Source organism: Streptomyces sp. NPDC002701 (assembly GCF_042889045.1).
Lineage (GTDB): Bacteria > Actinomycetota > Actinomycetes > Streptomycetales > Streptomycetaceae > Streptomyces.
In genome coordinates this window covers 126,986-137,640 of the sequence record NZ_JBIAQL010000009.1, presented here as the reverse complement: position 1 = coordinate 137,640, position 10,655 = coordinate 126,986, and the positions used below count along the sequence as shown (strand labels likewise).

Sequence of the window (10,655 nt, the reverse complement as noted above, 5' to 3'; positions counted from 1 at the left end):
TCGTGGTGGGGTTCGGCTACTCGACTCCGATCAGGAGGAGGGGGGACTGGTGGCCGCCTCGGTAGGTGATCGTGTCCACTGCCAGGTAGGACTCGCGGACTCGTGCTTCCAGGTGGGACGCGATCGTTTCGGGGGCCTCGTCGCCCAGGACCAGGGTGACCATCTCGCCGCCCGCCGAGAGCATGCGGTTCAGGACCGTCTCCGCGGTGGCCGTGATGTCGGAGCCGATCACGGCCACGTCACCGTCGATGAGGCCGAGGACGTCGCCGGCCTGGCAGATGCCGGCCATGGTCCAGGACTGGCGTTCCGCGACCTCCACCTCGGCGTACCGGGTCGCGCCGGCCGCCGAGGTCATGGCGACCACGTCCTCGTCGAAGCGCCGCTCCGGCTCGTGCACGGCGAGCGCCGCGATCCCCTGCACCGCGGAGCGCGTGGGGATCAGCGCGACCCGCACGCCCTCGCTCCGGGCCTGCTCGGCCGCCACGGCCGCGGTGTGGCGCAGTTCGGCGTCGTTGGGCAGCAGCACGACCTCGAGCGCGTGGGCCCGGCGTACCGCCTCGACGAGTTCCCCGCTCGCCGGCGGCTCTCCGGGGCGCGCTAGGACGGTGGTGGCCCCGGCCTCGGCGTAGAGCCCCGCGAGGCCCTCCCCGGGGACGACGGCCACGACCGCGCGCTGGGCCCTCTCGCGGACCGGCCGGGCGGTCGAGCCCGTGGTGTGGGCGTCGGCAGGCCCGAAGTGCGTGATCCGGATCCGGTGCGGCCGGCCCGCCTCGACGCCCGCCTCCACGGCCGCGCCCGCGTCGTCGACGTGCACATGGACGTTCCACAGGCCGTCCCCGCCGACCACGACGAGTGAGTCCCCGAGCGCGTCCAGCCGGGCGCGCAGCCGCGCCACGGCCGTGTCGTCCGCGTCCAGGAGGTAGATCACCTCGAACGCGGGCCCGTTCTCCGCGCTCTCCTCCGGGACGGGGCCGCCGTCCGCGCACTCCAGAGCCGTCACGTCCGCGTCGGCCACCACGCGCGCGTGGGACGCGAGGACCGGCACCGCGCCCGCCACGGGAGCCTCGCCCGTGAACGTCTCCACCAGCGCCGCCAGCACGGCCACGAGTCCGCGGCCACCCGCGTCGACCACCCCGGCCCGCTCCAGGACCGCCAGTTGCCCGGGGGTCGCCGCGAGCGCCGTCCGCGCACCCTCGTAGGCGGCCCGTGCCACCACCGCGCAGTCCCCCCGGGCGTCCGAGGCCGCGTCGGCGGCGGCCGAGGCGACCGTGAGGACCGTGCCCTCGACGGGATGCGCGACCGCCTGCCTGGCCGCGTCGGACGCGTGCCGGAGGGCGAGCCGCAGGCCCTCCCCGTCGGTCTCCCCGGTGCCGCCGTCCGCGGCGAGCACCTGGGCCATGCCCCGCAGGAGCTGGGCCAGGATCGTTCCGGAGTTCCCCCGGGCCCCGATCAGCGCGCCGTGCGCCATGGCCCGTACCGCGTCCGCGAGCGTGGGCGGTTCGATCACCGGCCCGCCTGAGCCGGTGCCGGTGCCCGTGGTGTCGCCGATGACGGAGACGGCGGCGTGCGCCGCGAAGACCGCCTCGACGGCCGCGGCCGCGGACTCGACGGTCAGGTAGAGATTGGTGCCGGTGTCCCCGTCCGCGACGGGGTAGACATTGATCGCGTCGATCTCCTCGCGTGCGCGGCCGAGGGCCTCCAGCGCGAGTCCGCACCAGGCGCGTACCGCGGATGCGTCCAATGTCTGCGGCACCTGCGCCACCTGCGCCTCCCTGAGCAGCCGAACGTTCGACGCAGCGTAGACCCAGGTGAGGTCTGCGCCGGAAGAGGGCCGGGACGGACCCCGCGCGGGACATGGTAGTTTCGTTGTACGGACGCAGTCGTTGTATGCTGCTCCGGTTGCCCGATCCGATCGGGCCTTCCCCCTGGCACCGCCACTCAGATCCTAGATCTTGATCTCGGCATGCCGGGATCAACCCGTAAGAGCATCTGAAGTCTTGGAGTGACCCGTGGCTGCCAACTGCGACGTCTGTGGCAAGGGGCCGAGCTTCGGCAACAACATCTCGCACTCGCACCGCCGTACGTCCCGTCGCTGGAACCCGAACATCCAGCGCGTACGTACCGTGGTCGGCGGGACGCCGAAGCGCGTCAACGCTTGCACCTCGTGCATCAAGGCCGGCAAGGTCTCGCGCTGACGCTCTGCTAGCGCGCGGCCACTGCTGGTCCACCGCTCAAAGCCGGCCCACCTCACGGTGGACCGGCTTTTTGCTGTCGTCCGGCTCTTCGTCGCTCGCCGGCTCTCCGCTGTTTCTGCTGTTCCTGCTGTTCCTCAGACGAACCGCCAGCCGTGATGCACCGGCCCGATGCCGTCCCCGAGCGGGAACCCGGCCGCGATCGCCCCGGTGACGTACTCCTTCGCCGCCACGACCGCATCCGGCACCGGCTGCCCCTTCGCCAGCTCGGAGGCTATGGCACTGGCGAGCGTGCACCCCGTGCCGTGGGTGTGCCGGTTGTCGAGCCGCGGCGCCCGCAGCCACAGCTCGTCGGAGCCGTCGGTCAGGAAGTCCACCGCCTCGCCGCTCAGGTGGCCGCCCTTGATCAGCGCCCAGACCGGCCCGTACGACAGCACGGACGCCGCCGCCCGCCGCATCCCGTCCGCCGACTCCACCCGTACACCGGTGAGCTGGGTCACCTCGTCGAGGTTCGGCGTCGCCACCGTGGCCACCGGCAGCAGCCTGGTCCGTACGGAGTCCAGGGCGGAGGAGGCGAGGAGAGAGTCGCCGTGCTTGGAGACGCCGACCGGGTCGACGACGGTGGGCACGTCGGTGGCGCCCAGCAACTCGGCGACGGCCTCGACGAGTTCGGCGGAGGAGAGCATGCCGGTCTTGACCGCCTGGACGCCGATGTCGTCCACCACACTGCGGTACTGGGCGCGCACCGCCTCCACCGGCAGCTCCCAGGCACCCTGCACGCCGAGGGAGTTCTGGGCGGTGACGGCGGTGAGCACGCTCATGCCGTGCACGCCGAGCGCGAGCATGGTCTTGAGGTCGGCCTGGATCCCGGCCCCGCCCCCGGAGTCGGAGCCGGCGACCGTCAGCACACGGGGCGGTACGGGGGCCGGAACCGGGTCCGGCGCAGGGGCTGACGCGCGGGGCGGTGTGCTCATGACTCGATGTCCCCGAAGTGGTCCCAGCCGCCCTTGCTGGTCCAGGGCGCCCCGTCGACGGTGACCTGGGGCAGCGCCGACGGGTTGAGGACCCCGCCGATCACCTTCCAGCGCGCGGGCAGCTTCACGTCCGGGGGGAAGGTCGCGACGATCGCGTGGTCCTCGCCGCCGGTGAGCACCCACTGGAGCGGGTCGACGCCGACGGCCTGCCCGATGTCGTTCATCTGCGTGGGGATGTCGACGTCGCCCGAGCGGACGTCGATGCGCACCTTGCTGGCCTCGGCGATGTGCCCGAGATCGGCGATCAGTCCGTCACTGACGTCCGTCATGGACGTCGCGCCGAGTCCGGCGGCGGCGGGACCCGCGTGGTAGGGCGGCTCCGGGCGCCGGTGTGCCTCGACGAAGGCGCGCGGCGAGCGGAAGCCGCGGGAGAGCACGGCGTGCCCGGCCGCGGACCAGCCCAGCCAGCCCGTCACCGCCACCACGTCACCGGGCCGGGCGCCGGCCCGGGTCACCGGCTCGTGGTTGCGCAGATCACCGAGCGCGGTGATCGCCACGGTGATCGTGTCGCCGCGTACGACGTCTCCGCCGACCACGGCCGCACCCGCGACCTGGCACTCGTCGCGCAGGCCGTCCATCAGCTCGGAGGGCCAGGTGGCGGGCAGTTCCGCCGGGACGACCAGGCCGAGCAGCAGTGCGGTCGGCACGGCGCCCATGGCGGCGATGTCCGCGAGGTTCTGCGCGGCCGCCTTGCGCCCGACGTCGTACGCCGTGGACCAGTCGCGCCTGAAGTGCCGCCCCTCCAGGAGGATGTCGGTGCTCGCCACGACCCTGCGGTCGGGGGCGGCCACCACGGCTGCGTCGTCACCGGGCCCGACGCGTACCGCCGGGGTGGTGGTGAGCCGGGAGGTGAGCTCCCTGATGAGCCCGAACTCCCCCAACTCGCCCACGGTTCCCTTCACCGAGTCTCACCTGTTCCCTTCGTGCCCACGCGCTCGTGCCCATGGGCCGATTCGTCTCCTGCTGTTCCTGCGCCCGCCGCCCGGTCGCGGGCCGTCTCATATCTCGGTACGGTCGAGTCGGCCGTCAACCCGCGCGGCCCGGGTACCCCAACGCGCAAGACCCCGCCCCCGCGGGTCTCCCCGTGGCGCGCGACGACGCGATACCGTGGCGTTCCTTTTCCCCACATGATCCTCGTGGCCGCCCTGGAGGTTCCGTGGTACAGGCGTACATCCTGATCCAGACGGAGGTCGGCAAAGCGTCGACCGTCGCCGAGATGGTCAGCAAGATTTCGGGGGTGATCCAGGCCGAGGACGTGACGGGGCCGTACGACGTGATCGTGCGGGCCCAGGCCGACACGGTGGACGCGCTCGGCCGCATGGTGGTCGCGCGGGTCCAGCAAGTGGACGGCATCACGCGTACCCTGACCTGCCCGGTCGTGCACCTGTAGCCCCCGTCTACGCTGGGCCGGTGGACCTCTTCCGTCACCGGCGTGCTTCTCTGGTCGGGCTGCCAGCCCTTGTCCTGCTGATCGCTGCCACTGGCTGCTCCTCAGCAGACGACAACACCACGGCCTCGGTTCCCCGTCCGGGTGCGAAGGCCACCCAGCTGTGCCGGAACCTGGACAAGTCGTTGCCACGGAAGGTGGACGGCCTCGGTCGGGAGGATCCCGAGCCCCGGTCGGCGTTGACCGCGGGCTGGGGAAGCCCGGCGATCATACTGCGCTGCGGGGTGTCGCGGCCCGCGAAGATGGTCGACCCGAGGGTGGCCGATGGGAGCGATCCCGATGCGATAGGCGGCGGGGTGAACGGGGTGGGGTGGCTGATGGAGGAGCGGGACGACGGGTCGACCCGCTTCACCTCCGCGCGGCGGCTCGCGTACGTCGAGGTCACCGTGCCCTCCGGGCGGGACACGTCCTCCGTGCTCGTCGATCTGGCCGGGGCGATCAAGAAGTCGGTCCCCGAGGGGATCGCGGACTGAGATCGCGGGACGAGGCCCCGGTCGTGCGCCGGCTACAGGTGCCTATCGGCCGGTCGCGCGGTTCCCGGTGCCCCTTCGAGGACGACGGCCTGCGCCGCTCCCCGCGTCCCTGACGGGACGCGCCCTACCTCAGGCCCGTCTGCCTGCGCAGGGCCGCCTGGATCAGGCGGTCGACCAGTTCCGGGTACGGGACTCCCGTCGCTTCCCACATCTTGGGGTACATGGAGATGGGGGTGAAGCCGGGCATCGTGTTGATCTCGTTGATCACGAACCCGCCGTCCTCCGTGAGGAAGAAGTCGGCCCGGACCAGTCCCTCGCAGGACGCGGCCTCGAAGGCGTCGACGGCGAGGCGCCGCACCTCGGCGGTCTGCTCGGGGGTCAGCGGCGCGGGCACGACGCCGGGGGTCGAGTCGATGTACTTCGCCTCGAAGTCGTAGTACGCGTGCGACTGCACCGGCGGGATCTCGGCCGGCACGGAGGCCCGGGGCCCGTCCTCGAACTCCAGTACGCCGCACTCGATCTCGCGGCCGCGCAGCAGCGCCTCCACGAGGATCTTCGGGTCGTGGTGCCGGGCCGCGGCGATCGCCTCGTCGAGCCCGGACAGGTCGTCGACCTTGGTGATGCCGATCGACGACCCCGCGCGCGCGGGCTTCACGAAGAGCGGCCAGCCGTGCTCCCCCGCGAAGTCGATGATCTTCTTGCGGGCCGCCGCCTCGTCCTGCTCCCACTCACGGGGGCGGATCACCGCGTACGGGCCGACCGGCAGCCCGAAGGAGGTGAACACCCGCTTCATGTACTCCTTGTCCTGGCCGACGGCCGAGGCGAGCACGCCCGAACCGACGTACGGGACACCGGAGAGCTCCAGCAGACCCTGCAGCGTGCCGTCCTCACCGTACGGACCGTGCAGCATCGGGAAGACGACGTCGACCTCGCCGAGCGCCTTGGGCACCGAGCCGGGCTCGCTGTAGACCACTTCACGGCTGGCGGGGTCGACGGGCAGGATCACGCCGCCCTCGGCCGACTCCGCGAGCTGCTCGACGTTCGGCTGGCGCCGGTCGACGATCGCCATCCGCTCCGGCTCGTCGGCGGTGAGCGCCCAGCGGCCGTCCTGGGTGATGCCGATCGGCAGTACGTCGTACTTCGTACGGTCGATGGCCCGCAGGACCGCGCCGGCGGTGACCACGGAGATTCCGTGTTCGGAACTGCGGCCGCCGAACACGACGGCCACACGCGGCTTGCGGAGCTGCTGCTCGGTGCTCTGGGGGAGGTTCTCGGTGCTCATATCGGGTTGAGACTACCCGGTGGTAGGGCGCCGAGTCAGCGTCCGCGGGGCCCGTTCGTTCAGCGCCGTTCGGGCTTGGCGCTGCGCGACATCAGTTCCTTGAGGGCGACGACGGGCGGCTTGCCCTCGTGGACGATGCCGACGACGGTCTCCGTGATGGGCATGTCGACTCCGTGCCGGCGCGCCAAGTCGAGTACGGACTCACAGGACTTGACGCCCTCGGCGGTCTGCCGGGTGACCGCGATGGTCTCCTGCAGGGTCATGCCCTTGCCGAGGTTGGTGCCGAAGGTGTGGTTGCGCGAGAGCGGCGAGGAGCAGGTCGCCACGAGGTCGCCGAGGCCCGCGAGTCCGGAGAACGTCAGCGGGTCGGCGCCCATCGCGAGCCCGAGCCGGGTCGTCTCCGCCAGTCCGCGGGTGATCAGGGACCCCTTGGCGTTGTCGCCGAGTCCCATGCCGTCCGCGATGCCGACCGCGAGGCCGATGACGTTCTTGACCGCGCCGCCGAGTTCGCAGCCCACCACGTCGGTGTTGGTGTACGGACGGAAGTAGGGGGTGTGGCAGGCGGCCTGGAGCCGCTGGGCGACCTCGTCGTCGCTGCAGGCGACCACGGCGGCGGCCGGCATGCGGGCGGCGATCTCACGGGCCAGGTTGGGCCCGGTGACCACGGCGATCCGGTCGGCGCCGACCTTCGCGACGTCCTCGATCACCTCGCTCATCCGCATCGCGGAGCCCAGTTCGACGCCCTTCATCAGGGAGACGAGCACGGTGCCGGGCGCGAGCAGCGGCGCCCAGTCCGCCAGGTTCTCGCGCAGCGTCTGCGAGGGCACGGTGAGCACGGTGAAGTCGGCGTCACGGGCCGCCTCGGCGGCGTCGGTGGTGGCCCGCAGGTTCTCGGGCAGCTCGATGCCGGGCAGGTAGTCGGGGTTCGTCCGCGTGGAGTTGACCGCCTCGGCGACCTCGGGCCGCCGTCCCCACAGCGTCACGTCGCACCCGGCGTCGGCGAGCACCATCCCGAAGGCCGTGCCCCACGATCCGGCTCCGAAGACGGCCGCCCTGGCGGGTGTGCCGGATGTCGTCACTTGCCATGCCCCTTTTCACGCTCTGCCTCGGTGATGTCCCGCACGGTCTCGCCCCGCGCGGCCCCTTCGTGCTCTTCCCGCTCCCGCGGTTCCCCGTGCTCCTGCCGCTCTCCCCGCTCTTCCCGCCTTTCCGTCCTGCGCCGCTGTTCGCCGCGCACCGTGCGCGGGTCGTACGGCGTGGCGGGGGCCTTCTCGCCACGGATCTGCTCCAGCTGCGCGGTGACCGCGGCCATGATGACCCCGGTCGCCTCCTTCAGGAGCTCGGGCGTCATCTCCTTGCCGTAGAAACGGGAGAGGTCCACCGGTGGTCCGGCGAGCACGTGGTGCGTCTTGCGCGGAAGGAGGTCGGGCTTCCTGGCATAGGGGGCCAGCAGGTGGTTGGCACCCCACTGGGCCACCGGAACGACCGGGCACCTGGTCTCCAGGGCGACCCGCGCGGCGCCCGTCTTGCCGGTCATCGGCCACAGGTCGGGGTCACGGGTGAGGGTGGCCTCGGGATAGAAGGCGACGCACTCCCCGCGCCGTACGGCGTCGATCGCCGCCCGGTAGGCACTGAGCGCGTCACTGCTCTCGCGGTACACCGGGATCTGCCCGGTCCCCCGCATGGCCGCCCCCACGAAACCGCTCTTGAAAAGCCCGCTCTTGGCCAGAAAGCGCGGAACCCGGCCGGTGTTGTACTGGAAGTGTCCGTACGCGAGCGGATCCACGTGTGAATTGTGGTTCACCACGGTGATGAATCCGCCCTCGGCAGGAATGTGCTCCATTCCGCGCCAGTCCCGCTTGAGCAGAACCACCAGAGGTGGTTTGCACAGGACCGCGGCGAAGCGGTACCAGAAGCCGATTCTGCGGCGGGACACGCGAACACCTTCCTCTTGGGCCTGGGGCCGCACAAGTGTCACCCCGGGCCGCCTGTCTGTCGAGAACACCGTACGCCCCGGCTTCGGGCCGACTCCGGTGCGCGGGTGACAATGGGCGGGACAAGGAGGGACGGAGCACTCGTGCAGTGGACCCTGGTCGTACCCCTCAAAGCCCTGGCGCGGGCGAAGAGCAGGCTCTCGGACACGGCGGCCGACGGCCTGCGTCCGGGACTCGCCCTCGCCTTCGCGCAGGACACGGTGGCCGCGGCGCTGGCCTGCCCGGAAGTCGCGGATGTGGCAGTGGTCACGGGCGATGCGCTGGCCGGCCGCGAGCTGGCCGCCCTCGGCGCCCGGATCGTCCCCGACGAGCCGGGTGGCGGTCTGAACGCCGCGCTGCGGCACGCGGCGACGGCCGTACGCGCGCACCGCCCCCGAACTCCGCTGGCGGCCCTGAACGCCGATCTGCCCGCGCTGCGCCCGCCGGAATTGGCCCGCGTGCTCACCGCTGCCGCACAATTCCCCCGCGCTTTCCTCGCGGATGCCGCCGGATTCGGTACCACTCTCCTGGCCTCGTCCGCGGACCGTGAATTGCTTCCCGCATTCGGAACGGATTCCCGCGCCCGGCACCGCGCGTCGGGCGCCGCGGAACTCCTGCTGACCGAGGTGGATTCCGTACGCCAGGACGTGGACACCGGCGCGGACCTGCGGGCCGCATTGGCGTTGGGCGTGGGCCCCCGCACGGCATCCGCCGTACAGCGCCTGAAAGCGGCCTGAGCTTCGAGTCCTCCGTCGGAACGATCACCTCTCGGGAGAATGCCGCCCGCACGGGTGCTTCCCTGGAACGCGGGAATCCACGCGACCGGCCCCGCCGGCCCGCATTCCCCCCACCGCCTCGCGGACCCTTTCCCCGATGAACCGCATACGCTTCCTCCATGCAGGCGACCGCGTACACATACGACCCCGCCACCCGCAGCGGCCAAGTGCTGCTGGACGACGGCACTCCCGTCCCCTTCGACGCCCCGGCGTTCGACAGGGGCGGCCTCAGACTCCTCCGTCCGGGCCAGCGCGTACGGATCGAGACCGAGGGCGGGAAGGACGACCGCCGCATCACCCTGGTGACCCTGCAGACGTTCTGAGAACGCCGCGGGCCGGGCTCCCGAGGGAGCCCGGCCCGGCGCGTGTGTGCCCTGCGCCCCTGCTACCTGCGGGCGGTGGCCTTCTTGGCGGTGGTGGTGCTGCGGGCCGCCGACTTCTTGGCCGGCGCCTTCTTGGCCGCGGCCTTCTTCGCGGGGGCCTTCTTCGCCGCCGCCTTCTTGGCGGTCGTCTTCTTCGCCGTGGTCTTCTTGGCGGCCGCGGAGGTCTTCTTCGCGGTCGTCTTCTTCGCCGTGCTGGTGGTCTTCTTGGCGGCCGGCGTGGTCTTCTTCGCGGACGTCTTCCTGGCCGTGGACGCGGCCGGGGCCGAGGTCTTCCTGGCCGTCGCCGTCGCCTTCTTGGCGGTGGTGGCCTTCTTGGCCGCGGCCTTCTTGACCGTGGCGGAGGCGCCGCCGGTCAGGCTGCCCTTGGGGGCCTTCTTGACCGCGACGTCGTTCTTCGGGAGCTTCTTCGACCCGCTCACCAGGTCCTTGAAGCCCTGACCGGCGCGGAAGCGCGGCACGGAGGTCTTCTTGACCCGAACGCGCTCTCCGGTCTGCGGGTTGCGGGCGTAACGGGCCGGACGGTCCACCTTCTCGAAGGAACCGAAGCCGGTGACCGAGACCCGGTCCCCGCCGACCACCGCACGGACCACCGCGTCCAGTACGGCGTCGACCGCGTCGGCGGCCTGCTGACGCCCGCCGACCTTGTCGGCAATCGCTTCTACGAGCTGCGCCTTGTTCACGTCTTCCCCTTCGGAGACATTGCCAGAACGAAAGTGTTCAAGCTTTTTCGCACGTTAGGCAGATATATACCGCAAATCAAACACGAAACGGGCTAATCACCCTTGTGCCGCAACGAACTGGGCCTGCCGCCAAGTTCCTCAGCGTTCCTCTTCGGGGATTCGGCCCTCGTCGAGGTCCGTGGTGAACCGCTCCAGACGCCTTGTCGCATCGGCGAGATCGTGTTTGGCCACGGCCGTAATGACCAGCAGCTTCCGGGTCAGCGCCATCCGTACGCCCTCCGGGACTTGCAGTGCGCGCACCGCTGTGTGCGCTTCCTTGAGTTGGGACGCGACCGCCGCATAGAGCTCGAGTTGGCCGTCGTGTTCCATGCACAGATTGTGCCATCTGGGGCGAGTTGTCGCCTGCGCAGGGGGT

13 protein-coding genes are annotated in these 10,655 nt (G+C 71.4%); 5 read left to right on the top strand and 8 right to left on the bottom strand.

Annotated features, from left to right (window positions below; translation table 11 throughout):
- Nucleotides 1-16 precede the first annotated feature (16 nt).
- Entirely contained in the window at nt 17-1,762 is a 1,746-nt protein-coding gene (locus tag ACFYXC_RS24195) for a DAK2 domain-containing protein (RefSeq protein ID WP_389554007.1), read from the bottom strand.
- Between the two features lie 247 nt (nt 1,763-2,009).
- On the opposite strand from ACFYXC_RS24195, the gene rpmB reads away from it, so the two are divergent.
- Nucleotides 2,010-2,195 carry a 50S ribosomal protein L28 gene (rpmB, locus tag ACFYXC_RS24190; protein WP_013000438.1) on the top strand — a complete coding sequence of 62 codons (186 nt, stop codon included), beginning with the start codon at nt 2,010-2,012 and terminating at the stop codon, nt 2,193-2,195.
- A 134-nt stretch (nt 2,196-2,329) separates the two neighbouring features.
- Here the strand turns inward: rpmB and thiD are convergent, their stop codons facing one another.
- Nucleotides 2,330-3,166 (bottom strand): bifunctional hydroxymethylpyrimidine kinase/phosphomethylpyrimidine kinase, encoded by an 837-nt coding sequence (gene thiD, locus ACFYXC_RS24185; RefSeq protein WP_389554006.1) that lies wholly within the window; start codon nt 3,164-3,166, stop codon nt 2,330-2,332.
- Nucleotides 3,163-4,128, bottom strand: a complete 966-nt coding sequence (locus ACFYXC_RS24180; RefSeq protein WP_388911184.1) for a thiamine-phosphate kinase — start codon at nt 4,126-4,128, stop codon at nt 3,163-3,165. The genes thiD and ACFYXC_RS24180 overlap by 4 nt, the downstream gene beginning before the upstream one ends.
- 254 nt (nt 4,129-4,382) lie before the next feature.
- On the opposite strand from ACFYXC_RS24180, the gene ACFYXC_RS24175 reads away from it, so the two are divergent.
- The gene (locus tag ACFYXC_RS24175; protein ID WP_388911181.1) at nt 4,383-4,616 is read left to right on the top strand and encodes an Lrp/AsnC ligand binding domain-containing protein; all 234 of its coding nucleotides are present in this window, start codon (nt 4,383-4,385) and stop codon (nt 4,614-4,616) included.
- A gap of 20 nt (nt 4,617-4,636) precedes the next feature.
- Nucleotides 4,637-5,146, top strand: a complete 510-nt coding sequence (locus ACFYXC_RS24170; RefSeq protein ID WP_388911178.1) for a DUF3515 domain-containing protein — start codon at nt 4,637-4,639, stop codon at nt 5,144-5,146.
- A 124-nt stretch (nt 5,147-5,270) separates the two neighbouring features.
- Here ACFYXC_RS24170 and ACFYXC_RS24165 read toward each other — a convergent pair whose 3' ends face one another.
- The 3 genes from ACFYXC_RS24165 to ACFYXC_RS24155 are packed head-to-tail and all read right to left on the bottom strand — an operon-like array spanning nt 5,271 to nt 8,364.
- Nucleotides 5,271-6,428 (bottom strand): D-alanine--D-alanine ligase family protein, encoded by a 1,158-nt coding sequence (locus ACFYXC_RS24165; RefSeq protein ID WP_388911175.1) that lies wholly within the window; start codon nt 6,426-6,428, stop codon nt 5,271-5,273.
- Between the two features lie 59 nt (nt 6,429-6,487).
- Complete coding sequence (locus ACFYXC_RS24160) at nt 6,488-7,507, bottom strand: NAD(P)H-dependent glycerol-3-phosphate dehydrogenase (protein ID WP_388911170.1); 1,020 nt, start codon at nt 7,505-7,507, stop codon at nt 6,488-6,490.
- Nucleotides 7,504-8,364, bottom strand: coding sequence for a lysophospholipid acyltransferase family protein (locus ACFYXC_RS24155; RefSeq protein WP_389554005.1), 861 nt, complete (start codon nt 8,362-8,364; stop codon nt 7,504-7,506). Before ACFYXC_RS24155 ends, ACFYXC_RS24160 begins: the two co-directional genes overlap by 4 nt.
- A gap of 141 nt (nt 8,365-8,505) precedes the next feature.
- On the opposite strand from ACFYXC_RS24155, the gene cofC reads away from it, so the two are divergent.
- The gene (cofC, locus tag ACFYXC_RS24150; protein ID WP_388911163.1) at nt 8,506-9,138 is read left to right on the top strand and encodes a 2-phospho-L-lactate guanylyltransferase; all 633 of its coding nucleotides are present in this window, start codon (nt 8,506-8,508) and stop codon (nt 9,136-9,138) included.
- A gap of 158 nt (nt 9,139-9,296) precedes the next feature.
- Complete coding sequence (locus tag ACFYXC_RS24145; RefSeq protein ID WP_388911160.1) at nt 9,297-9,500, top strand: hypothetical protein; 204 nt, start codon at nt 9,297-9,299, stop codon at nt 9,498-9,500.
- Between the two features lie 62 nt (nt 9,501-9,562).
- Here the strand turns inward: ACFYXC_RS24145 and ACFYXC_RS24140 are convergent, their stop codons facing one another.
- Both ACFYXC_RS24140 and ACFYXC_RS24135 read right to left on the bottom strand, forming a co-directional pair.
- Nucleotides 9,563-10,240 carry an HU family DNA-binding protein gene (locus ACFYXC_RS24140; RefSeq protein ID WP_388911157.1) on the bottom strand — a complete coding sequence of 226 codons (678 nt, stop codon included), beginning with the start codon at nt 10,238-10,240 and terminating at the stop codon, nt 9,563-9,565.
- A gap of 138 nt (nt 10,241-10,378) precedes the next feature.
- Nucleotides 10,379-10,609, bottom strand: coding sequence for a hypothetical protein (locus ACFYXC_RS24135; RefSeq protein WP_389554004.1), 231 nt, complete (start codon nt 10,607-10,609; stop codon nt 10,379-10,381).
- Between the last annotated feature and the right edge of the window lie 46 nt (nt 10,610-10,655).

Bases quoted from the DNA above. Each gene is read 5' to 3' on its own strand.
- ACFYXC_RS24165 (WP_388911175.1), bottom strand. From the start codon at position 6,428: ATGAGCACCGAGAACCTCCCCCAGAGCACCGAGCAGCAGCTCCGCAAG.
- ACFYXC_RS24135 (WP_389554004.1), bottom strand. From the start codon at position 10,609: ATGGAACACGACGGCCAACTCGAGCTCTATGCGGCGGTCGCGTCCCAA.
- ACFYXC_RS24145 (WP_388911160.1), top strand. From the start codon at position 9,297: ATGCAGGCGACCGCGTACACATACGACCCCGCCACCCGCAGCGGCCAA.
- thiD (WP_389554006.1), bottom strand. From the start codon at position 3,166: ATGAGCACACCGCCCCGCGCGTCAGCCCCTGCGCCGGACCCGGTTCCG.